At 66.6% G+C, this 22,856-nt stretch carries 15 protein-coding genes; 5 read left to right on the top strand and 10 right to left on the bottom strand.

What is annotated here, in order from left to right; genetic code table 11:
• Positions 1-2 precede the first annotated feature (2 nt).
• The 3 genes from ACX80M_RS09930 to ACX80M_RS09920 form a co-directional block, all read right to left on the bottom strand.
• Positions 3-1,169 carry an alkaline phosphatase family protein gene (locus ACX80M_RS09930; protein ID WP_252609159.1) on the bottom strand — a complete coding sequence of 389 codons (1,167 nt, stop codon included), beginning with the start codon at positions 1,167-1,169 and terminating at the stop codon, positions 3-5.
• 79 nt (positions 1,170-1,248) lie between these two features.
• Positions 1,249-1,995 carry a DUF5998 family protein gene (locus ACX80M_RS09925; protein WP_252600174.1) on the bottom strand — a complete coding sequence of 249 codons (747 nt, stop codon included), beginning with the start codon at positions 1,993-1,995 and terminating at the stop codon, positions 1,249-1,251.
• Positions 1,996-2,037: 42 nt separating this feature from the next.
• Complete coding sequence (locus tag ACX80M_RS09920; RefSeq protein ID WP_459309509.1) at positions 2,038-4,722, bottom strand: bifunctional acetate--CoA ligase family protein/GNAT family N-acetyltransferase; 2,685 nt, start codon at positions 4,720-4,722, stop codon at positions 2,038-2,040.
• 112 nt (positions 4,723-4,834) lie between these two features.
• On the opposite strand from ACX80M_RS09920, the gene ACX80M_RS09915 reads away from it, so the two are divergent.
• Positions 4,835-7,345, top strand: coding sequence for a DNA gyrase/topoisomerase IV subunit A (locus ACX80M_RS09915; protein ID WP_252609155.1), 2,511 nt, complete (start codon positions 4,835-4,837; stop codon positions 7,343-7,345).
• 9 nt (positions 7,346-7,354) lie between these two features.
• On the top strand, positions 7,355-7,873 hold the full coding sequence (locus ACX80M_RS09910; RefSeq protein ID WP_252600171.1) for a DinB family protein: 519 nt from the start codon (positions 7,355-7,357) through the stop codon (positions 7,871-7,873).
• A 6-nt stretch (positions 7,874-7,879) separates the two neighbouring features.
• Here ACX80M_RS09910 and cydD read toward each other — a convergent pair whose 3' ends face one another.
• From cydD to ACX80M_RS09895, 3 genes are read right to left on the bottom strand one after another with little or no spacing between them, the layout of a single operon-like run.
• Positions 7,880-11,368 (bottom strand): thiol reductant ABC exporter subunit CydD, encoded by a 3,489-nt coding sequence (gene cydD, locus ACX80M_RS09905; RefSeq protein ID WP_459309507.1) that lies wholly within the window; start codon positions 11,366-11,368, stop codon positions 7,880-7,882.
• A 6-nt stretch (positions 11,369-11,374) separates the two neighbouring features.
• Positions 11,375-12,424, bottom strand: a complete 1,050-nt coding sequence (gene cydB / locus ACX80M_RS09900; RefSeq protein WP_252600169.1) for a cytochrome d ubiquinol oxidase subunit II — start codon at positions 12,422-12,424, stop codon at positions 11,375-11,377.
• Positions 12,425-12,446: 22 nt separating this feature from the next.
• Complete coding sequence (locus ACX80M_RS09895; RefSeq protein ID WP_252600168.1) at positions 12,447-14,039, bottom strand: cytochrome ubiquinol oxidase subunit I; 1,593 nt, start codon at positions 14,037-14,039, stop codon at positions 12,447-12,449.
• 263 nt (positions 14,040-14,302) lie between these two features.
• Between ACX80M_RS09895 and ACX80M_RS09890 the strand changes: the two genes are divergently transcribed.
• Both ACX80M_RS09890 and ACX80M_RS09885 read left to right on the top strand, forming a co-directional pair.
• A complete protein-coding gene (locus ACX80M_RS09890) occupies positions 14,303-14,689 on the top strand; it encodes a BlaI/MecI/CopY family transcriptional regulator (RefSeq protein WP_056345326.1) in 387 nt (128 codons plus the stop codon).
• Positions 14,690-14,695: 6 nt separating this feature from the next.
• Positions 14,696-15,721 (top strand): M56 family metallopeptidase, encoded by a 1,026-nt coding sequence (locus ACX80M_RS09885; RefSeq protein WP_459309506.1) that lies wholly within the window; start codon positions 14,696-14,698, stop codon positions 15,719-15,721.
• A gap of 81 nt (positions 15,722-15,802) precedes the next feature.
• On the opposite strand, the gene ACX80M_RS09880 is transcribed toward ACX80M_RS09885, so the two are convergent.
• Positions 15,803-17,911 carry a DNA gyrase/topoisomerase IV subunit B gene (locus ACX80M_RS09880; protein WP_252600166.1) on the bottom strand — a complete coding sequence of 703 codons (2,109 nt, stop codon included), beginning with the start codon at positions 17,909-17,911 and terminating at the stop codon, positions 15,803-15,805.
• Positions 17,912-18,167: 256 nt separating this feature from the next.
• Between ACX80M_RS09880 and ACX80M_RS09875 the strand changes: the two genes are divergently transcribed.
• Complete coding sequence (locus ACX80M_RS09875; protein ID WP_056345317.1) at positions 18,168-18,389, top strand: DUF7455 domain-containing protein; 222 nt, start codon at positions 18,168-18,170, stop codon at positions 18,387-18,389.
• A 168-nt stretch (positions 18,390-18,557) separates the two neighbouring features.
• Here ACX80M_RS09875 and ACX80M_RS09870 read toward each other — a convergent pair whose 3' ends face one another.
• The 3 genes from ACX80M_RS09870 to ACX80M_RS09860 all read right to left on the bottom strand — a co-directional run bounded on the left by ACX80M_RS09870 (position 18,558) and on the right by ACX80M_RS09860 (position 22,834).
• Positions 18,558-19,865 (bottom strand): RNA polymerase sigma factor, encoded by a 1,308-nt coding sequence (locus ACX80M_RS09870; protein ID WP_058929344.1) that lies wholly within the window; start codon positions 19,863-19,865, stop codon positions 18,558-18,560.
• A 266-nt stretch (positions 19,866-20,131) separates the two neighbouring features.
• Complete coding sequence (locus ACX80M_RS09865; RefSeq protein ID WP_459309503.1) at positions 20,132-21,391, bottom strand: DUF4192 domain-containing protein; 1,260 nt, start codon at positions 21,389-21,391, stop codon at positions 20,132-20,134.
• Positions 21,392-21,472: 81 nt separating this feature from the next.
• Positions 21,473-22,834 (bottom strand): MFS transporter, encoded by a 1,362-nt coding sequence (locus ACX80M_RS09860; RefSeq protein ID WP_252614041.1) that lies wholly within the window; start codon positions 22,832-22,834, stop codon positions 21,473-21,475.
• Positions 22,835-22,856 lie beyond the last annotated feature (22 nt).

Here is a 22,856-nt window from a genome sequence, read left to right as displayed (position 1 = left end):
CCTCAGCGTCGCCGTGGCTTGCCTTCGGCCTTAAAGCACAGCAGGGGTACTTCGCGTTCCGCTTTGGTCAGCGAGCCGTGCTGGCCCACCACCTCCATGGCGGCTGGGCGCCCGCGGCGGGTGTCGTAGAGGGCCAGCGCGTCCCGCGCTGCAATCATGATGTCGCCAATCCGGGGCCCGACGGCCGGGCGCAGTGTCCCGAACAGCCCGGCGGCGATGGCATCCTCCCGCGTAAAGGCCCAGATCCTGTCGCCGAAACGGGCACGCCACGCGCCCAGCAAGCGCTCCCGGCCCGCGGCGTCTGCCGGATCCTCAAGGTAGAGATGTACCATCCGGGGCTCCCCCGCCGTATGCCGCACGCCGTCAACAAGCGACGCGTCCGCGGCGAAGTCGATCCGCTGCTGTTCCGGGACGTCGAGCATCCCGTGGTCCGCGGTGAGCAGGACGGTGGTCCCGGCCGGGAGCGACGCGTGGAGCCGTTTGACGGTTGCGTCAAGCTCTTCGAGCTGGTGTTCCCACTGTTCGGACTGGCAACCGTGCCGGTGGCCGGCCTTATCCAGTTCGTTGACGTAGAAGTACATCAGGGACTTCCCGGCTGTGTCCATGGCTTCGGCGGCGGCTTCTGTGCGCGCGTGGGCCGTCACGGCTGAGACGAAATTCCCGCCGCGGAGGGCCGCCTGCGTCATGGGCGAGTTGCCGAACTGCGGCAGGCTGACCGTGGTCACACTAACTGAATCGGCAGCCCGTTCGAGGACGGTAGGAAACGGCTGCCACTCAGTGGGGTCCACCTTGGCATCCCAGTTGCCGAGCATGTTGACGACTTTGTCCTGGTCCGGGTCCAGGACGTCATAGCCCACCATTCCGTGCTGGCCGGGCGGGAGTCCCGTGCCGAAGCTGGCCAGGGCAGCGGCCGTGGTTGAGGGGAACGTGGAGTCCAGCCAGACGGGAACTTCCCCCTGCCCGGACTGCATCACGGAGCGCAGGAAGGGCGTGTGGGCAGACTTCTGTTTGAGCAGGTTCCGGCCCAGGCCGTCGACCAGGACCACGCAGACGCGCGACGCCGGCGGAAGGCCCAGGGAGTTCGTGAAACCTTCTACCCCGAGGCTGGCCGCCGCGCTGGTGAGGACATCCCCGATGGACCGCCGGCCAAAGGCAGGCGCGGGCGGCATTCTAAGCTGTGGGGCGGCCCCCTGCGAAACCGCTGCGGAAGAGACTGAGGAGACTGTTGCTTTCCCTTGGTCCGGCATCTCAGCGCTGCTGGTGCCCGCGGCTGAGCCGGTTTCCGAACACACCCGTCCGGGGCCGGGGCTGGAGCGTCTGGCCGGCGTGCGGCACGGGAGCCGTGGAACCGGTGTTCACGGCCCGCAGGGCGCGGGCAAAGAGTTTGGCGTCCTGGACGGCCTGCGGACCGTCGGCTTCGGCGCTGATCCGCAGGACGATGTCCTCCTGGGCAATGGTGCCGCTGTAGCCGTGGTCTGCCTCGCATTGCGGGTCTCCGCAGCTGGCGGGGCCCATGTCCAGCCGCTGGCCGCCGGACCAGGCAATGGCGAGGGTGACTTCCCGGACCGGATCCGAGGGCTTGTAGTCCTGCGGCTGGGAGTACATGTAGCTCAGGACCACGGAGCGGATCTGCGCGACGGGCACGGATTCGGTGGAGATCTGGGCCACGATCTGTTCGCCGGCGTCATCGAGCTGCTGGTCGTCCACGTGGGTGATCACCAGCATGTCTGCGGTCAGGACCAGCACGGTGATGTGGCGGCGGACTTCGGCCCGGTCAAAGTGGGTTTCGAGGTGCACCAGGTGGGCCACGCATTCGCGGCCGTCCAGGGCGTCGTCAACGACGTCAGCCACCAGGCGTGGGTAGAAGCCCGCTTTCTGGAGCGCACCGTCCAGGCTCTGGCCCTGCGGCGTGTGGCTGTGTGAGCTGTGGGGGCGGGTTGCCTGGTTGTCACTGCCGGAGGTGGAAGGCGTCGACTGGGAAGGCTGTGAGCTCATTCCCCCATTTTCACAGATCGGCCGGGGACATGCTAACCGCGGTCAGCCCAGCATGGCCCGGCGGGCACTGTCAGTGCGCTGGGCTGCGTTGCCGATCCGGATATCTGCGGCCAGGATGGACACGCCCTGGGTTCCGCAGAGGACAGGGTTGATTTCCACTAGGGCTATTTCCGGATGGTTGTCCTTCATCCAGGCCAAGCGCCCGGCGACTTCCTCCAAGGCGTCAATATCGACGGCGGGAAGGCCCTGGTAGCCGAAGAGTTTGCGGGCCGCGCGGGGCCCACGGACGAAGTCCTTCACGTCGGCCGCGGACAGCGGAGGCACACGGTGCGCCCAGTCATCCAGCAGGTTGACCGCGTCCCCGGCCAGCCCAAAGGAGACTACCGGCCCCAGCAGCGGATCCTCAATGGCCCGGAACGTGCACGCCTGCCCCACCGCGGCCATGGACTGCACCTCCAGGGCCCGCGAACCGTAAGGTGCCAGCGAGCGCCGCATCTGCGCGATGTTGCGGCGGAGGGAATCCGGATCCTCGATGTCGAGGCGGACTCCGCCCAGGTCGAGGCGGTGGCGAAGTGCCGGGTCGGTGGTTTTGAGCGCGACCGGCCAGCCCAGCCTGCCGGCGGCAGCAACGGCCTCCTCTTCTGAGTCGAAACCTGCGGACGGCAGCACCGCAATGCCGTAGTGCGCCAGCAGCTGGGCCGCGGACGCCGGCTCCAGGGTCTTGAGTTGCTCCCCGTGGACATCGTGGAGAAGCTGATCCAGCAGGATCCGTGCGCTTTCCGGATCGCAGCCTTCGGGTTGGACAAAGTGGCCGGGGTCCCGTGCCACCCACTCCGCGTAGCGCACCACGGCGGCGAGCGCCGCCACAGCCGCACCGGCGTTGGAGAAGCACGGCACTGTCCATCCCTCACTGCCCACCATGCCCTCCACGTAGATGGAGGGGTCAAGGATGCCGGTGAAGGCGGCGACTACCGGTTTTCCGGCGGCGGCCGAGCATTCGGCCAGGACCTCAGCGATATGGTCCACAGTCAGGCCCCGCACCGGCAGCAGGGCGGCCACCACGGCGTGGACGGCGTCGGACGCGAGAGCGTCCTGGAGGCTGCGGCGGAGGGCCGGCAGCGCCAGGGACATCCCGGCGTCGAGATCCACGTCGGTGATGATGCCATCCACGGTCAGGCCGTGCGCCTCGGCGCTGTCCGCCACCACGTTGCCCAGCGCAAGGGAGTTGCTGAAAATGGCCAGCCCTGGCCCCGCCGGGAGCGGCTGGCCGGACACTATCTGCGTGATGTCCATCAGCTGTTCGATGGTCTCGACCCGGATGACGCCGGACTGGCGCATCATGGCGTCCAGCGCACCGGCGGGTGCCTGGGTGGTCCGGACGGCGTGGCCAGGCGGCAGCCGCAGGCCCATGGTTTCAGACTTGGCCACCACCACGGGCTTGGTGCGGGCGAGCCGCCGGACGATCCGGGAAAATTTGCGGGGGTTCCCGATCGACTCCAGGTAAAGGCCCACCGCGGTGGTGTCGGCGTCGTCCTCCCAGAACTGCATCATGTCGTTGCCGGAGACGTCCGCGCGGTTGCCCGCCGACAGGAACGTCGAAAGGCCCAGCCTGCGGCGGTGTGACGCCGCATAGAGGGAAACACCGATCGCCGCCGACTGGCTGAACAGGCCCAGGCCCCCGCGACGCGGCAGTGAGGGCGCCATGGAGGCGTTCAGTCTCACGTCGGGATGGGTGTTCACGATCCCCAGGGAAGCGGGCCCGATCACCCTCATGCCGTTGGCCCTGGCCTTCCGGACCAGGTTGCGCTGGCGGGCGAGGCCGCGTTCGCCGTCGTCCGCGAAGCCCGCGGAGGCGATCACCAGCCCCTTGACCCCGGCCGCAGCGCACTGGTCAACCACGGTGGCCACTTCCTCATACGGAACGGCTATCACAGCGAGCCCCACAGGTTCCGGGACCTCGGAAATCCTGCCGAAGGACATCATTCCGGCGAGCTCCAACGCCTCCGGGTTGATGGCGTAGACCTGCCCGGAGAAGCCGCCTTCGATGATGTGTTCGAGCAGCTGGTACCCCACGGTCCCCCATTTGCGGCTGGCCCCGATGACGGCAATGGACGACGGCGCCAGCAGGTCCCGGACGCTTCTCGCCTCGGCGCGGTGCTCGCGTGATTCCATCACCACCCGGGACTTTTCGGTGGGGTCGATGTTGAACTCCAGGCTGACGACGCCGTCGTCGAAATGGCGTTTGACGTCGTAGCCGGCGTCGGCGAACACCATTAGCATTTTGCGGTTTTCCGGCAGCACTTCGGCGCTGAAGCGGCGGATCCCGATTTCGTGGGCGGCCGCGGCAAGGTGTTCGAGCAGGATTGAGCCGATGCCCCGGCCCTGGTGGGCGTCGGCAATGTTGAACGCGACCTCGGCTTCGAGGGGATCATCCAGCCTGTCGTAGCGGCCGATCCCCAGGATTTCGCCGCCAAAGGTGATCACCAGGGCAACCCGGTCCCTGTAGTCCACTTCGGTGAAGCGCTTGAGCTCCTTGCTGGACAGCCGGGCCTTGAACGCGAAGAAGCGCATGTAGATTGAGCTCTGCGACTGCCCGGCATGGAAAGCCTGGACCGCGTCCGCATCGCTGGGGTGGATGGGCCTCAGATGGGCGGTGCCACCGTCACGGAGCACGACATCGGCTTCCCAATGTTCCGGATATTCGCCGTCCCCGGGCTGATCCACCATAGGCTTAGCCTAACCACAAACTGACGGCGCAGGCCGTGTGCCCGGAGAACTTCCTCCAGACCTGCGCCCAGACCACAGCACCACCAGTAACCCAGAAGGATCCACCAGCCCCATGGCCCGCCGCCAAAGCCCAGCCCCTGCCGGGGACGCACCCCAGGATTTCGTCGAGAACATCGTGGACATCGATGTCACGTCCGAGATGGAAGGCTCCTTCCTGGAGTATGCGTATTCGGTGATCTACTCCAGGGCTCTGCCTGATGCCCGGGACGGGCTCAAGCCGGTCCAGCGCCGGATCCTGTACATGATGAGTGAGATGGGCCTGCGTCCGGACCGCGGCCACGTCAAGAGCGCCCGTGTGGTGGGCGAGGTCATGGGCAAGCTCCACCCCCACGGCGATACCGCCATCTATGACGCCATGGTGCGGATGGCCCAGGACTTCTCGCTGCGCCTGCCGCTGATTGACGGCCACGGCAACTTCGGCTCCCTCGACGACGGTCCCGCGGCCCCCCGGTACACGGAGGCCCGGCTCGCGGCAGCAGCCCTGACGCTGACCGACCACCTCGACGAAGACGTGGTGGACTTTGTCCCCAACTACGACAACCAGCTGACCCAGCCGGATGTCCTCCCGGCCGCGTTCCCCAACCTGCTGGTCAACGGCGCCACGGGCATCGCCGTCGGGATGGCCACCAACATGGCCCCGCATAACCTGGTGGAGGTCATCTCCGCCGCGCGGCACCTGATCGCCCACCCGGACGCGACCCTCGATGACCTCATGCGCTTTGTACCGGGGCCGGACCTGCCAACAGGCGGCCGGATCGTGGGCCTGGACGGCATCCGGGACGCCTACGCCACCGGACGCGGTTCCTTCAAGACCCGGGCGAAGGTGGAGATCGAGCAGCTCTCGGCCCGGCGCACCGGCCTGGTGGTCACCGAGCTTCCCTACATGGTGGGCCCCGAAAAGGTGATCGAGAAGATCAAGGACGCCGTCAATGGCAAGAAACTGACCGGGATCAGTGACATCGTCGATCTGACGGACCGCCAGCATGGCCTGCGCCTGGTCATCGAGCTGAAAAACGGGTTCAACCCGAACGCCGTGCTCCAGCAGCTCTACCGCTACTCGCCGATGGAGGATTCCTTCGGCATCAACAACGTGACGCTGGTGGACGGCCAGCCGCAGACCCTCGGCCTGGTAAAGCTGCTCTCCGTGTACGTGGAGCACCGGATCGATGTGGTGCGCCGGCGGACGTCGTTCCGGCTGGGTAAGAAGAAGGACCGCCTGCACCTGGTGGAGGGCCTCCTGATCGCCATCGTGGACATCGATGAGGTCATCCAGATCATCCGCTCCTCGGATGAGGTGGCGGCGGCCAGGGTCCGGCTGATGTCCATCTACGATCTTTCCGAGATCCAGGCCAACTACATCCTGGAACTGCGGCTGCGGCAGCTGACCAAGTACTCCCGGATCGAGCTTGAAAAGGAGCAGGAGGAGCTGCGCCGCGAGATCGTGGAACTGGAAGCCATCCTCGGCTCCGAGGAGCGGTTGCGCGGACTTGTGTCCTCCGAACTCGGCGAAATCGCCGAAAAATACGGCACTCCGCGGCGGACGGTTCTGCTCGAATCCGAGGCCGTCTCCCCCACCGTGGCGGCAGCCCTGGCGGCCGCCCCCAACGGCAAGGGCCAGGCCGCGCCGCTCGCCCTGGAGATCTCGGACGATCCCTGCTGGGCCATCCTGACGGCGTCGGGCCAGATCGCGCGCACGTCCAACCAGGAGCCCCTCGCCGAGTCCGGGCCGCGGGCCAAGCACGACGTTTTCCGTTCAGTGGTCAAGACCTCGGCCCGCGGGGAAATAGCGGCGGTCACCTCACAGGGCCGGATGCTGCGGCTTCAGGTCATGGACATGCCGGTGCTGCCGCCGATGTCCGGCCTGCCCAACCTCGCCGGCGGTGTTCCGGCCAAGGACTTCATCACGCTGCTGAAGGGTGAAGCGCTGGTGGCGTTCGCCCCGCTGGATGAAGTCCTGGCCATCGGCACCGCCCAGGGTGTGGTCAAGCGGGTCCAGCCCGATTACCCCCTGAACCGCGAGGACTGGGAAGTCATTGCGCTCAAGGACAAGGACGAGGTGGTGGGTGTGGCGTCGGCCGGGTCTGAGGAAACCGAGCTGGTGTTCCTGACCCGTGAGGCTCAATTGCTCCGTTTCAGCGCCGCCAACGTCCGGGCCCAGGGCAGAACGGCCGGCGGCATGGTGGGTATCAAGCTCGGCGCCGGGGACCAGGTGTTGTTCTTCGGGGCGGTCACCGCCGCCGACGACGACGCCGTGGTGGTCACCATTGCCGGCACGAGCGGCGCCCTGCCGGGCACCGCCCCGGGTGCGGCGAAAGTGACGGCCTTCGCCGAATACCCTGCCAAGGGCCGTGCAACAGCCGGCGTTCGCGCCCATAGGTTCCTCAAGGGCGAAGACACGCTGCTGCTGGCGTGGGCCGGGCACGGACCCGCGAAGGCCTCATCGCTCGCCGGTATTGCCAGGTCGCTGCCGCAGGAGCACGGCCGGCGCGACGGTTCGGGGATTCCGCTGTCCCAGGCAGTGGACGCGGTGGGTCCGGCCATGGCCTGGAGCGATCCGTCCTAGACTGCTGCCATGCCTATCATTCCTGATGAAAAGGACTGGACCTGGGTCCTCTCCCGGCCGTGCACCGAGTGCTCCTTCGACGCTTCCACCGCCACACCGGCCACGGTGCCGGGCAGCGTGGAAAACATGCTCCCGCGCTGGCGGGCCGTCCTCCGCCGGCCTGACGTTGCAGAACGCCCGGATGACAGCACGTGGTCGGCGCTGGAATATGCCTGCCACGTCCGCGACGTCTTCACGCTGTTCGACCAGCGGCTGAACCTAATGCTCGACGCCGACGGCGCCCGGTTTGAGAACTGGGACCAGGACCAAACGGCAGTCGACAAGGATTACGCCAATGCCGATCCCGCCGTGGTCAGCGCCGAACTGACGGCCGAGGGCAAGCAGATTGCCGAGTCCTTCGCCGGCGTCCGGGAGTCAGAGTGGGGACGGCGGGGCCTGCGCAGCAACGGTTCCGAATTCACGGTCCTGACGCTGGCCCAGTACTTCCTGCACGACGTCGTCCATCACCTCCACGATGTGGACGGCTGAGGGGACTCAACCCACCAGCGAAGCAGCCGTGCCCGTCCGGGACACCGCCGAGAGCTCCAGCCGGGCGTCATCCGGCTGGATGTCGGCCGGATTGTGGGTGACCATGACCACTGTCCGGTCTTTCAGGCCGGCGCGGAGGTCTGCCAGCATTTCCCGTCCCGACTGTGCGTCCAGATGAGCCGTGGGCTCGTCGAGCAGGATAACCTCGGCCCCCGTCAGCAGGGTCCGCGCCACGGCCAGCCGTTGCCGCTCGCCGCCGCTGAGGAAGGAACCACCCGGCCCGATCCGGGTGTCCAGCCCGGCCGGCAGCTGCGACACCAGGGCGCTGAGGCCGACGGCGGCCAACGCCGCTTCCAGCTCGGCTTCACCGGCGGCAGGCGCACCAGTGGTAGGCGGCGCATCGGTGGTAGGCGGGGCATGGACGCCCAGCATCAGGTTGCCCCGCAGCGTCGAATCGAACAGGTGTGCCTCCTGCGGGCACCAGGCCACCGTGCCGGTCACCGCGGCCCGGCCCGTGGCGGCCGGCAGGAATCCCAGCAGGACGGCGAGCAGCGTGGATTTCCCCGCGCCGGACGGACCGGTGACCGCCAGCCACGTGCCGGGTCCGGCCGTTGCGGAGACCCCGGAGAACACGGGTTTCCCGCCGGGCCAGGCCGCCCCGACGCCTTCCAGTTCAACCCCCGGGGCGGCACCGGAACGGGCGGGGACAGCATGCAGGCCGTCGCCGGCCCCGGTTTCCGTGGCACCGCCATCCAGCACCCCTGACTCACCGACCCGGCGCATAACGCTGCGTAGCGCCGGGTACTGGCGCACCGCCGTCGTCATCGCCGCGTACGGTTCCACGAGTGCAAGCTGCAGCAGGACAGCAACCGCGGCGGTGGCGGGCTCCATGGTTCCTGCCAGCACCTGGGGTGCGGTCAGAACGGCAGCACCCAAGGCGGCGGTGCCGCAGGCGGCGACGGTGATGGCCTGGCCGAGGCCTTCGGCCCAGGCGGAACGCTGCGATGCCCGGGTGGCCAGGCGGTCCTCGGCGCGCAGCGCGTCCAGGACTGTTGCAGCGATGCCGTTCGCGTGCAGCTCCGCCCGGGCATCCAGCGCGGCGGACGTGCGCCGCAGGACGCCTGCCCGCAGGCTCTGTTCCGCTGTGGCCGAGCGGCGGTCCCCCCACAGGGCGGCGGCCGGCGCCACGAACAGGCTGAAAGCTGCTGCCAAGGCAACGGCCGGCAGCGCGGCAGGCGCCACGAGGGCGGTTGCCACCAGCGTTGAACCGGCCACGGCCAGCGCCGTTGCGGGCGCCAGCACAACCCGCGGCAGCAGGTCCCGGACGGTGTCGACGTCGTCAATCACCGTACCCAGGACGTTGCCGCCCTGTAGGAGCCGCCGCAGTGAGAGTGCCTTGCGGCTCAGTGATTCCCAGAGCCGGCCGCGCAGGCGGGTGAGGGCGCCGAACACGGCATCGTGCAGCAGGAGCCGTTCCCAGTAGCGCAGGACGGCGCGCCCGATCCCAAAGAATCGCACCCCGACGATGGCAGCGAGCAGGTACAGGATGGGCGGCTGTTCGCTGGCCCTGATGATAAGCCAGCCGGAAAGGCCAGACAGGGCAACAGCGAAAAGGGCGGCAAAAGTCCCCACCACGGCGGCGCCGGTGAACCGGCCAGCCACCGGTGCCAGCAGGCCGGCCAGCAGACGGACAGTCCAGCCTGGCCGGGAATCCCCGGCCGCGGGCGTCTGCGTCCTCGCCGGATGACGCCCGGAAATTTCCGGGACATGCTCTTGCTCCACAATGGCCCCGGTTCCGTCGCACACGGTTCCGGACGGCCCTGTCCCTGCTGACAGCACAGCTCCGTCGGAGGGCGCCGTGATGCCGTGGGCGGAAACAGGCACCAGGTGGTCAGCCAGCTCGCGGGTCTGCTGGTCGTGGGCCACCAGGATGATGGTGACCTGGCCCCGGAGCGCACGGATCGAGTCCTGCACCAGCGCCGCCGACACGCCGTCAAGGTGTGCGGTGGGCTCGTCGAGAAGCAGCAAGGTGGCACCGGACCTGATGCGGGCCAGGCCGCGGGCCAGCGCAACGCGCCGCAGCTCGCCCGGGCTCAGTTCGGCCGGATGGTGGCCGGTGAGGTGGCCGGCAGCCGCAGCGGCCAGACAATCCGTGGCCGTCTCGGCTGCTGCCGGAGTATCTGAGCCCCTTCCGCCACCGAGGTACAGCATGACCTCCTCGAGCACGGAGTCCGCCACCATGACCGGATGCTGCGGGACCCAGGCGACCGCGTCGCGTGCCAGGCCGGAGAGGCGGCCGGAAACTGTGGTTCCGCCGCCGTCGCCGATGGTCCCGGCCAGCACGCCAAGGACGGTGCTTTTGCCGGCGCCGCTGGGACCGTCCAGGGCGGTGATCAGCCCGTGCGGGGCAGTAAACGTTAACGGCCCGACGGCGGGGGCGGACCGTCCGGAGTACGTGACACTGAGGTCGGTGACCGTCACTCCCCCGGACCCGGGCACGGAACACCGGCTGCCGCCGTCGGACGCGGCAGCCTCGCGTCCCTGTGCGGGCAGCGGTTGCGGCTCGGGTGCTTCAGTGACCTTCCTGGTCTCGGCCAGGGCCGCCCGGCCGTCATCACTGGCGTGGTGGGCGGCGCCCAGCTCGCGCAGCGGCAGGTAGCAGTCCGGCGCAAGAATCAGCGCCAGGAGGCCGGCCTCAAGCGGCATGTCGCCGTGCACCAGGCGGACGCCGATGAATACGGCAACCACTGCTACGGAAATGGTTGCGATCAGTTCCAGCGCCAGTGCGGACAGGAATGCGGTGCGCAGCGTCCCCATGGTCCTGGCGCGGTATTCCTCCGAGATCTCCTCTAGGGCCTTGCGCTGCGCGGTGGCACGGCCCAGCCCCACCAGCACGGGAAGGCCCTTGGCCAGTTCCAGCATGTGTGCGGAAAGCCGGGTCAGGGTTTCCTGGGCCTCGCGGACATGGTCCTCGGTATAGCGGCCAATCAGCACCATAAACAGCGGAACGAGCGGAACAGTCAGGACAATCACCACCGCGCTGACCCAGTCCGTGAACAGGATGCGGGCCCCGAGCAGCAGCGGGATCGCGGCGCAGTTCACGAGGGCGGGGAGGAACTGCGTGTAGTAGCTGTCCAGCGCATCCAGCCCGCGCGTAGCCAGGACGGCCAGCCCGCCATCGGCCGGACCGGTGCTCCGAGCACCGTTCCGCAGGGCCCGGGCCAGCAGCTCGGAGCGGAGTTCCTCCTTGATGCCCAGCGCGGCGCGGCGCGCGGCGATGCCCTGGGCCCAGACTGTGGCGGACCTTAGGACAACGCCCGCCAGGCCCCAGGGCAGCTGCTCGGCCCACGACCCGTTCCCGGTGGCCAGCCCGGCCAGCATGGCAGCCACGGCCTGCCCCATCAGGACCAGTGACAGCGCCTTCAGCGCTGCCAGCAGGCCAAGCCAGTAGATGGCGGAGCGGGTGGCCGGTCCGGCCGGAAAGTCTGGGCGCACAGCCGGTCAGCCCTTCGTGGTGAATGCCCGGACAGCAATGGCCGGCAGGAAGCTGTGCGCCGCGGGGATCTGGGACGCGCTGACACGGCGCCGGAACACCCAGTAGGTCCACGCCTGGTAAGTGATCACGAGGGGCAGGCCAACGGCTGCCACCACGCTCATGAGCCCGAGCGTGTAATCGGACGACGACGCGTTGGCAACAGTGAGGTCAAAGGCAGGGTCCAGGGTGGAGGGCAGCACCACCGGGAACACCGCACCGAAGATTGACGCGCTGCCGAGGATGAGGAAGACCCCCATCGCCATAAACGCCCTGCCTTCGGATCCCCGCCGTGCCAGGAACCAAGCGGCTGCTGCGGCAATGACGGCCACGATCACGGCCGCCCAGGTCCACGGCTTGCCCTCCAGGAACTGGATGAAGAGTGCCCAGCCTGCCAAAGGCAGCAGCAGGACCGGAAGCAGCCGGACGAACCAGCGGCGCGCGCGGTGGCGCACGTCGCCGTCGGTCTTCAATGCGAGGAACGCCAGCGCGTGCAGCAGGGAGAACCCCACCACGGCCAGCCCGCCCAGTACGGCGTAACCGCTGAACCACGCGAACGCACCGCCTTCGCGGTCACCGTTCGCGTTCAGCGGCAGGCCGGTGGTGGTCAAGGCCAGGGCAGCGCCGACGCCGAAGGCGGCGAAGAAAGAGCCGAGGGCTATGGCCCAGTCCCAGCGCGACCGCCATATGTCCGTGTCACCCTTGCCGCGGTATTCGAACGCCACGGCACGGAAGATGAGGGCAACCAGCACCACCAGGAGCGGGAGGTAGAGGGCGGAAAACAGCGAGGCGTACCAGAGCGGGAACGCCGCAAACGTTGCGGCTCCGGCCGTGATCAGCCAGACCTCGTTGCCGTCCCAGACCGGGCCGACGGTGTTCAGCAGCACCCGGCGCTCGGTGTTGTTCCGCGCGAAAAGCTTCATCAGCATTCCCACGCCGAGGTCAAAGCCTTCAAGGAAGAGGTAGCCGGTCCAAAGCACCGCGATGACGATGAACCAGATGGTGGGCAGCAGTTCCATGCTCGAGTATCCTCTGCTCTTCTTAGTAGGCGAATGCCAGGACGTCGTCGGCGGGCTTGCCAGTGCCGGGGCCCTTGCTGGCGTCCCCGTTTTTGTCGGCCGGCGTGTGGGCCAGTTCCGGCATCGCGGACACCACACCGCCCCGGATGAACTTGACCAGGAGCTTGACCTCAACCACCAGCAGCGCAGCGTAGACGGCGGTCAGGACGATCAGTGACGTCAGCAGCTCACCGGCCGACACTCCCGGTGAGACTGCGGCCGCGGTGAACATAAACACCTGGTCGATGCCGTTCAGGTCCGGGTTGGGGGCCACCACAAACGGCTGTCGGCCCATCTCGGTGAAAATCCAGCCGGCCGCGTTGGCGCCGAACGGGGCCAGGATGCCGAACACCGCCAGGCGCATCAGCCAACGGGACGCGGGCACCGTGCCATTCCGGGTAACCCAGAGCGCAATGAGCGCCGCCAGTGCCGCAAGGCCGCCGAAGCCGATCATCATCCGGAAGCCCCAGTAGGTGACTTCCATAACCGGGACGTACTCGATCTCCTGGCCGGCCCGCTCGCCGTAGATCGGGTTGTCCGGCAGGTGGGTTCCGTAGTCGGCCTTGTACTGGTCCAGGAGTCCGTTGACGCCCCTGACCTCGGTGGTGAAGTCGCCATTGGCCAGGAAGGAGAGGATGCCCGGAACTTCGATCAGGGCCACAATCTCATCGCAGTTCCTGGAGCCAAGGTTCCCGACGCTGAGCACGGAGAAACCGGTGCCGTCGTGGCACGCGGCCTCAGCCGCGGCCATCTTCATAGGCTGCTGCTCAAACATGAGTTTGCCCTGCAGGTCGCCGGTCAGGGCGGTACCGGCGAACGAGATCATGGCGACGACGGCGCCGATCCGCAACGAGCGGATCCACACTTTGTAATCGGTCCGGTCCCGGCCGGGGATGGCGGCTTCGCCGGGAATCACCTTCCCGTCGGCGCCGATGGTGTCGATGCCGTCCGTGCGCCTGCGCCAGAGATGGTACCAGGCGATGCCCAGGAGGAAACCGCCGGCAACGGCCAGCGCTCCCATCAGCGTGTGCGGAAAGGCCACCAGGGCCGTGTTGTTGGTGAACACGGCCCAGGCGTCGGTCATGACCGGCCGGCCGTCAATGATCTCCGCGCCCACCGGATGCTGCATCCAGCTGTTGGCCACGATGATGAAGTAGGCGGAGAACACCGATCCCACCACGGCCACCCAGAGGCAGGCCAGGTGGATGCCAGGCTTCAGCTGCTTCCAGCCGAAGATCCACAGGCCCAGGAACGTGGACTCAACGAAGAAGGCCAGCAGCGACTCCAGGGCCAGCGGCGCCCCGAACACGTCTCCAACGAAGCGGCTGTACTCGCTCCAGGCCATGCCGAACTGGAACTCCTGCACAATGCCGGTGGCCACGCCCATGATGAAGTTGATCAGGAAGAGCTTGCCCCAGAACTTGGTCATCCGGAGGTATTCCACCTTGCCGGTGCGGTGCCAGAACGTCTGCATCACGGCCACCACCAGGCCCAGTCCGATGGTGAGCGGCACCATCATGAAGTGGTAGACGGTGGTGATGCCGAATTGCCAGCGTGCGATTTCCAGAGCTTCCACAGCAGTCCCTCGGGTTGGCGGTGCAATTTTTCTACGTGACGTAGAACTTTGGCTTCTACAGAGTGTAGAACAATGCGGCGGGCACTGTAAACCAACAGTTCCACCTGGAAGTGGCTCCCACAAGGCCGCGGCGCGCCGAGTGTTCTACCGTACGTAGAAACTCAGGCGAAAAACAGGTAAATTTGTTTTTGTATCTGTAGCGCATAGTGCAGTCACCGCGGCCGTCAACGGCCCGGTGCGGGGAAATCGAAGGAAGTATTGCAATGGCAAGTCTTGGCGAACTGGAACGGGCAGTGATGGATCTGCTCTGGGCGGGCCACGAAGCAGCCACCGCGAATACCCTGCGCGACAGACTGGCAACAACCACCGAGGCAAAAGGGGATGCTGCCGGGCATGAGGGCAAGGAGCTTGCCGTCACCACGGTCCTGACCGTCCTCTCACGGCTTGAGAAGAAGGGCCTTGTGGAGCGTGAACGCGGTATGCGGCCGCACCGCTACCAGGCCGTTTCCAGCAGGGAAGACCACACGGCCGAGCTGATGCACGAAGTGCTGGGCTCAGCGCCTGACCGTGAAGCCGTGCTGGCACGGTTCATTGGCTCCGTTACGGACAGTGAAGCGGAAACGCTGCGCAAGCTGCTTGGCCACATCTAGCGGACCATGTTCTGGACCTCGTACCTGCTGGCGGTCCTCGCGATAGTCCTGGCGTGGCCAGTGCCTATCCTGCTTTCCCGTGCCTCGTGGCCTGCCCGGTCACCGTTCACGGCCATGCTGCTGTGGCAGGCAATAGCACTTGCGGGCGGGCTGTCCATGATCGGCGCCATGCTGGTCTACGGGCTTGAACCGATCGGAGACAACCTCATCTCCGGGCTTCGCGGGGTGGCGGATATGGTTCTGTTCAACGCGCCCACCACGGCCTTGGGCTTCTGGCATCTGTTCGCCCTGTCCGCCGCGGCGCTGCTCACCGCCCACCTGGTCTTCACCCTCTTGCTGACCTACTACAAGATCGAACGGCAGCGGCGTCGGCACCGGGAACTCCTGGCCCTGTTGGCCGCCCCGTCCGTCGACGCGGCCCGCACGGTGGTCATCAGCCACGATTCACCCGTCGCCTATTGCCTGCCCGGCGGGGCCCGCTCCGTGACGGTGCTCTCGGACGGCCTGATGGCCGCGCTGGAGCCGGCTGAGTTGCGGGCCGTCCTGAGCCACGAGAATGCCCACCTCAACCAGCGCCACCATCTTCTGCTCTGGGCGTTTGCCGCGTGGCGCCAGGCACTCCCCTGGTTGCCCACCACCCGCCTCGCTCAGGAGGCGGTGAACTCGCTCATCGAAATGCTGGCTGACGACGTCGCGTTGAAGTCGGAAGGCAAAGCCACACTCATCAAGGCGATCGCCATTGTGGCCAGCGGACCTACCGGAGGTATGACGGCAGGGATGGGGGCGGGGATGGCGGGAAGCATGGCGGCCGCCGCCATACCGTCCGCGCACCCCGGCCTTGCCCTGGACGGACTTGAGGCGCCCACAGGCGCCGTCTCTGGTTCTGCCCGGACCACTATCTCCCGGGTCAGCCGGCTGCTGTCCCCTGAGCCGCAGTTGCCTGCCGCCGCCCGCGGGCTGGTGCTTGCCGGCTCCGCCTTGCTCCTGGCCGTGCCCACCGCCCTGCTGATCGTGCCGGGCCTGCTGGGCTGAACCGACGCCGCGGATGGAACCGCCGTCCGGACTAAACCCCGGCATGGGCTGTGCCGACGCCGGCCTCGCCATCACAGGACATCAGGCGTCGATCCGCTCCCGGTCCAGGCTGGAGGCGCCGGCGATGATGAAGTCCTTGCGCGGGGCAACATCGGATCCCATCAGCAGGTCGAACGTGTCTTCGGCATGCTTGGCATTCTCGATCCCCACCTTGCGGAGCGTCCGGTGCCGCGGGTCCATGGTGGTCTCGGCAAGTTGTCCGGCGTCCATCTCGCCCAGGCCCTTGTACCGCTGGATCGGTTCCTTGTAGCGCTTGCCTTCCTTGGCCAGCCGGGCCAGGAGCACATGGAGTTCCGCCTCCGAGTAGGTGTAGATCATCTCGTTGGCTTTCTGCCCGGCGTTGATGACCTCCACCCGGTGCAGCGGCGGCACGGCAGCATAGACCCGTCCGGCGTCGATCATGGGGCGCATGTACCGGAAGAAGAGTGTCAGCAGCAGGGTCCGGATGTGGGCGCCGTCGACGTCGGCGTCGGTCATGAGAATGACCTTGCCGTACCGGGCCGCGTTGATGTCGAAGCTGCGTCCGGATCCCGCACCCACCACCTGGATCAGCGCAGCGCACTCCGTGTTGGACAGCATGTCCCCCACGGACGCCTTCTGCACGTTCAGGATCTTGCCGCGAATGGGCAGCAGCGCCTGGAAGTCCGAGGACCGCGCCAGCTTGGCGGTTCCCAGTGCGGAGTCGCCTTCCACGATGAAGAGTTCGGAACGGTCGACGTCGTCCGTCCGGCAGTCGGCAAGCTTGGTGGGCATGGACGAGGTTTCCAGGGCATTCTTGCGCCGCTGGGTTTCTTTGTGCACCCGCGCGGAAATCCTGGACTTCATCTCGCTGACGATCTTTTCCAGGAGCAGCGCTGAGTGGGCTTTGTCGTTCCGGTTGGCCGAATTCAGCTTTGCGGTGATCTCCTGCTCCACCACTTTCGACACGATGGCGCGGACGGCGGAGGTGCCTAGGATTTCCTTCGTCTGGCCTTCGAACTGCGGTTCGGCCAGCCGGACCGTCAGGACAGCTGTCAGGCCGGCGAAGATGTCATCCTTCTCGATCTTGTCGTTGCCGGCCTTCAGCTTGCGGGCGTTGGCCTCCACTGCTTTCCTGAACGTCTTGACCAGCGCCTGCTCGAAGCCCGACTGGTGGGTTCCGCCTTTGGGCGTGGCGATGATGTTGACGAAGCTGCGGACGGTGCTGTCATAGCCGATGCCCCACCGGAGAGCCACGTCCACTTCGCAGTCACGTTCAACCTCGGCGAGCTGGCTATGGCCCCGTTCGTCGAGTACCGGCACGGTTTCCTTGAATTTGCCTGAGCCGTGCAGCCGCCAGACGTCGGTCACTCCGGGATCGGCGGCGAGGAACTCGACGAACTCGGACAGGCCGCCGTCGTGGTGGAACACCTCTTCGTGGCCGGCTGCTTCACCGGGGGTACCGGGCAGCCTGCGCTCATCGCGGACGGTGAGCTTGAGTCCCGGTACCAGGAAGGACGTCTGGCGCGCCCGTGCGGCCAGTTCGTCGTAGGAGAACTTGGCGTCCGGCGTGAAAATCTGGCGGTCCGCCCAGTAGCGGATCCGGGTCCCGGTCACACCACGCTTCGCCTTGCCCACCACATCGAGCACCGAGCCGTCCACAAACGGCGCAAACACCGCCGACGGGTCCAGCTTGGATCCCTGGTCCTTGAAGCGCCCAGGCTCGCCGCGCCGGAACGACATTTTGTAGGTCTTGCTGCCGCGGTCCACTTCAACGTCCAGGCGCGCAGACAGGGCGTTCACCACGGAGGCGCCCACGCCGTGCAGGCCGCCGGAGGCCGTGTAGGACCCGCCGCCGAACTTGCCGCCCGCATGGAGCTTGGTGAAGACCACCTCGACGCCGGTGAGCCCCGTCTTGGGTTCCGTGTCCACAGGGATGCCGCGGCCGTCGTCGTGGATTTCCACCGAGTTGTCCGCGTGCAGGATGATCTTGATGTCGTGTCCAAATCCGGCAAGCGCTTCGTCCACCGAGTTGTCGATGATCTCCCACAGGCAGTGCATCAGCCCGCGCGAATCGGTGGAACCGATGTACATGCCGGGGCGCTTGCGGACGGCCTCGAGGCCCTCCAGGACAGAAAGGTGCCGGGCGGTGTAATCAGAACTTGGTGCCACGGGTTGTGAACTCCTTCAGTGACGGAACAGCTGGCGCTGCGGGCGCTCCATCAAGCCTAGTCGGCGCGGCAGCAGACAGCGGGCTGCCACACTTCCCACGGGCTGTGGGCAAGGCCACTCGTTATCTTTCCGTGACCGAAACCGGCGGCTTGATCAATTCTTGTGGCTACGCGGACAGCGAACTTGACCCGTCCTTGCGATGGGATTGGTACGAATACTGGTTATATGGACATACAGATCTACTAAGGAGGCCGACATGACAACAGCAGTGGCAGACCGCACACTCAACGCACTGGACCGGTGCGATCGTTGCGGGGCTCAGGCATATGTCCGCGTTGTACTCGAGTCCTCCGGCGGTGAGCTGCTGTTCTGCGGCCACCACGCCCGTGCAATCGAGGCTACACTGAGGCCGTTGAGCTCCGACTGGCACGACGAGACGGGCAGGCTTCACGAGAAGGCTCCCGTGTCCGTCGACTGACCAGGCGCACCACAACCTGATACACCTCGAAGAGGACCCCTCCAGCCAGAGGGGTCCTCTTCTGTCGTGAACTTGCCATGAAGCCGCAGACAGGAAAAGCGGGTCCCCTTCGGCCCATCCATCCGAAGATGATGGGCCGAAGGGGACCCGCACTGCCTGAGTCCTGGTCTAGTCCAGGTAGTCTCGCAGGACCTGCGACCGTGACGGGTGGCGGAGCTTGGACATGGTCTTGGACTCGATCTGGCGGATCCGCTCACGCGTGACACCGTAGACCTTGCCAATTTCGTCTAAAGTCTTCGGCTGGCCGTCGGTCAGGCCGAAACGCATGGCCACCACGCCGGCTTCGCGCTCGGACAGAGTGTCCAGGACGGAGTGCAGCTGTTCCTGCAGGAGCGTGAAGCTCACCGCGTCGGCGGGAACCACGGCCTCGGAATCCTCGATGAGGTCACCGAACTCGGAGTCACCGTCTTCACCCAGCGGGGTGTGCAGGGAGATCGGTTCGCGGCCGTACTTCTGGACCTCGACGACCTTCTCGGGAGTCATGTCCAGTTCGAGGGCCAGCTCTTCGGGTGTGGGTTCGCGGCCCAGGTCCTGGAGCATCTGGCGCTGCACGCGGGCCAGCTTGTTGATGACTTCAACCATGTGCACCGGGATGCGGATGGTACGGGCCTGGTCTGCCATGGCCCGGGTAATGGCCTGGCGGATCCACCACGTGGCGTACGTGGAGAACTTGAAGCCCTTGGTGTAGTCGAACTTCTCAACAGCGCGGATGAGGCCCAGGTTGCCTTCCTGGATAAGGTCCAGGAACAGCATGCCGCGGCCGGTGTAGCGCTTGGCCAGCGAGACCACGAGGCGGAGGTTGGCTTCGAGCAGGTGGTTCTTGGCGCGCTTGCCGTCGTGGATGACGAACTCAAGTTCACGCTTGAACTTGGGGTCCATCGAGCCGTCGTCGGCGTTGATTTTCTCTTCGGCGAAGAGTCCGGCTTCGATCCGGAGGGCGAGGTCAACTTCCTGCTCGGCATTGAGCAGCGCAACCTTACCGATCTGCTTGAGGTAGTCCTTGACGGGGTCAGCCGTGGCGCCAGCCGACATCACCTGCTGGACAGGGGCATCGTCATCATCGGCATCCGAGTAGACAAAACCCTTGCCCGTGGCTGCTGATGCGGCCTTGGCGGCGTTAATCTCGCTGTCGTCGGCGATGTTGATGTCGTCGAGGTCTTCCTCAACGTCCTCATCATCGTCCGATGCGCCGCGGGCTGATTTTCCGGCTGCTTCGGCAGCGGCTTTGGCGCCGGGCTTGGGCCCGCGCTTCTTGGGCTCAGGCTTGCCGTCCAAACCGGTGTCACCGGAGGCATCCTTGATGGCTTTGTTGGCTGCCCGCGTCGCTGCTCGCTTGGCGTTCGTTGCAGCCTGCTTCGCCTCAGGGGACAAATCGTCCTGGGCGGCGGGTTCCTTCTTCGCGGAAGACGGGGTCACAGAAAACCTTTCTAGCGGCGGTCTGTGGAATCACCATACGGGCAACACCACTATGACCCTGTCAAGTCCGTGATGAATATCAGGTGCAACCACGGCCGGCAGAGTCTACAAGTAGAACTGCCGGGGCGGCTGTAATGTTCCCAACGGGGCTTCATCACATGCACTTGATTCACGGACCCAACCGGGTCTCGGCAACCATTGTCTCACGGTTTTCCCAAACCCGACCTCAACGCTGCCCCCATCCAAACCGGTCAGGCGGAATTCGGTCAGGCTGCATCCGGTTCGAATTTCCGCCAGGCGGCCTCTTTCCGTGCAGCCCAGCCGCAGAGGCTGCCGCGCCGGACCAGCTCAAGCATGAGTTCGGCGAGCCGGTAGCCTGGCTCCTCGTCAAGGGCGCGGCCGAGGTACGCAGCAGCGTAGGAGCCCCTACCCCTGCACCACGCGATCCACCCACGCCCGGTCAGCGCGGCTGCACCGGCCTGCCCGCCGCACGCCGACAGCTGTTCCAGCACTTTGTCCAGGCTGTTAAGGGTGTGCCAGGCAGGAACCACCGGGTCCAGACCCAACAGGACTTCGCCATATCCTGGAATGGCAGGCATGCTGCGAGTACCGGGTCCGGTAGCACGCGTTCCGGCAGGCTCCCGTCCTGTCAGTCCGGCTCCCGACGCTGGAAGTCCGGATGGTAAGGGCCCCGGGAGCATGGGCCCCACCGGAGCCAGGATGCAGCCGACATCGAAGATGCCGAACATCTCGGCACCCGCCAGGGCAGCCGCCTGACCGGCGGCGGCCATCACCAGGACGGCGTCACGCCAGGCGGGGACCCGGAGCGACGCGCGTAGGAAGGCAGCGTCATTGACGGGCAGAGGCCCAGGCTGGTTGGCCAGCAGGGCCTCCCACTGGACCATCAGCTGGCCGAACTGTTCCCTGCTCCCCCGTCGCCGGTCCAGCTGTGCCGCCCACGTGGCCTCAGAGGCAAGGACGGCTGCCCGGTCCTCGCCGGAAAGCAGGGATGGAGGATGCGCCCCGTACTCCGGCGCGGGCCCAACGCTGCTGCCGCGGAAGACCATCTCGGCATTAAGCATGCTGTCCCGGATCGCCTGAACAGACCGGCCCGGCGAGGGGCAGCAGGACGGATCGGTGCAGAAAGCATCACGCCAGAAGGAGTCGCCGACATACCAGGCGTCCCGCACCGGCATCCCCGCGGCGCCTAGGACCCTCTGGAGTGCATCCAATAGCCCGCGGTAGGTTCCAGGTGGTTCCATCCAGCCGTCGTTGGTGAAGCATGCCAACAAGGCGGCGTCGGCATTCTTGTCAGCCAGGAGATAATCGCGCACCGTGCGCGCGTACTCCCGCGGGTCCGCGAGGGTTTCCGGGCCTGGAAGATCCAGCCTCAGGGTTGCTCCCAGCCGGTTCCCCTGCAGGGTCATCGCAACCAGGCTGTCGGCCGGCCAGTAGCCCAGGGAATGCGGAATGAACCCGAGGATGTCTTCAGGGCCTCGGACGGTCAGGTGTTCTGAAGGTTTCATGGTTCCAGCTTTGGCGCCGCGCGAGCCGCGGTGAAGCGCCAACTTGCCGTATGTGAATAACCTGCCTGTTCAGGAAAGGTGTCAGTCTTTATCCGCGCGGTCCTTGGTCTCGGACGGCTGGCGACGCTGGGCCAGGTTCGCCCGCCGCTGCTGCGCCATGGCCCGAAACAATGGTGCCACCACAACACCTTGCGCTGCCATCTGGCGCCGTACTTTGCGCCGACAGACAATCGTCATGGCGGCGCCAAAGCCCAGCAGCAGGAACTGTACGCTGAGCGCGATCCGGAACGGTTCCAACCCGTACAGGACGCCGTCGGAATAGCCGCTGGCCAGCAGGACGTCCAGCACCAGGCCGATCAGGAAGATGGCCACGAGGGCCGCGATAAAGCCGCCCACATTCACGATGCCCGTTGCGGTTCCGATCCTGTGCGCCGGATTGAACGTCCGTGCGAAATCAAACCCGATCATCGATCCCGGCCCCCCGATGGCCAGGACGACCACCAGGCACGCCAGCAGCCATAGCGGGGAACGGCCAGGCATCAGCAGCACCGCGGCCCAGGCAGAGGCCGTGGCGCCGGCGATGAGCAGGACCATCGTTGACCGGCGAAGCGGGTGGCGGGAAACGAACTGCCCAATGAAGGGGCCCACCGCCATCGCCGCCGCAACGTACAAGGTCATCAGGCCGGCCACGGTTCCGGCATCCAGGCCCTGCCCCGAGATCAGGAACGGATAGCCCCAGGTCATGGCGAAGACGGTGCCGCTGAACTGGATGGTGAAGTGGCTCCACATCCCCAGCCGGGTGCCAGGCTGGCGCCATGCCCGCGCGAGCGAGGCGCCTGTGGCCTTCAACCCCTGCTGCGCCTGCGGCGCGGGCGCACCGGGCGGGTGGTCCTTCAAGAGCACCAGCACCAGGACAACCGCCACGCCCGCCATGCCCGCCAGCATCAGGAAACCGGAGGTCCAGCCGAAGGAATGCAGGACAAAGGCGAAGGGAAGCACACTGAAAAGCTGCCCGAGCTGGCCTGACATGCCCGTCAGCTGGGTGACCAGGGGAACCCTGGCCGGCGCGAACCACAACGGAATCAGGCGGATCACGGAAATAAAGGTCATGGCGTCCCCGGCGCCCACCAGAACCCGCCCCGCCACACCGCCGGGGATGGTGTCGGCGAAGGCCAACTGGAGCTGGCCAAGACCCATCAGGACGGCTCCACCGGCGATCATGGCGCGCGAGCCGAATCTGTCCACCAGCAGGCCCACGGGGATCTGCAGGCCGGCGTAGACCAGCAATTGCAGCACCGTAAAGAAGGAGATGGCAGACGCGCCGGCATGGAACCGCTCGGTGGCCTCAAGTCCCACCACACCGAATGACGTGCGCTGGGAGACGGCCACAAGGTAGGCGAAGATGCCGATGGTCCAGATCAGCCAGGCTCGGGGTGCAGTCACCCCCTCATTATGCCCGGGCTGC

This window comes from Pseudarthrobacter sp. MDT1-22, from assembly GCF_054511035.1.
This window is presented reverse-complemented; position numbering and strand designations above follow the sequence as displayed.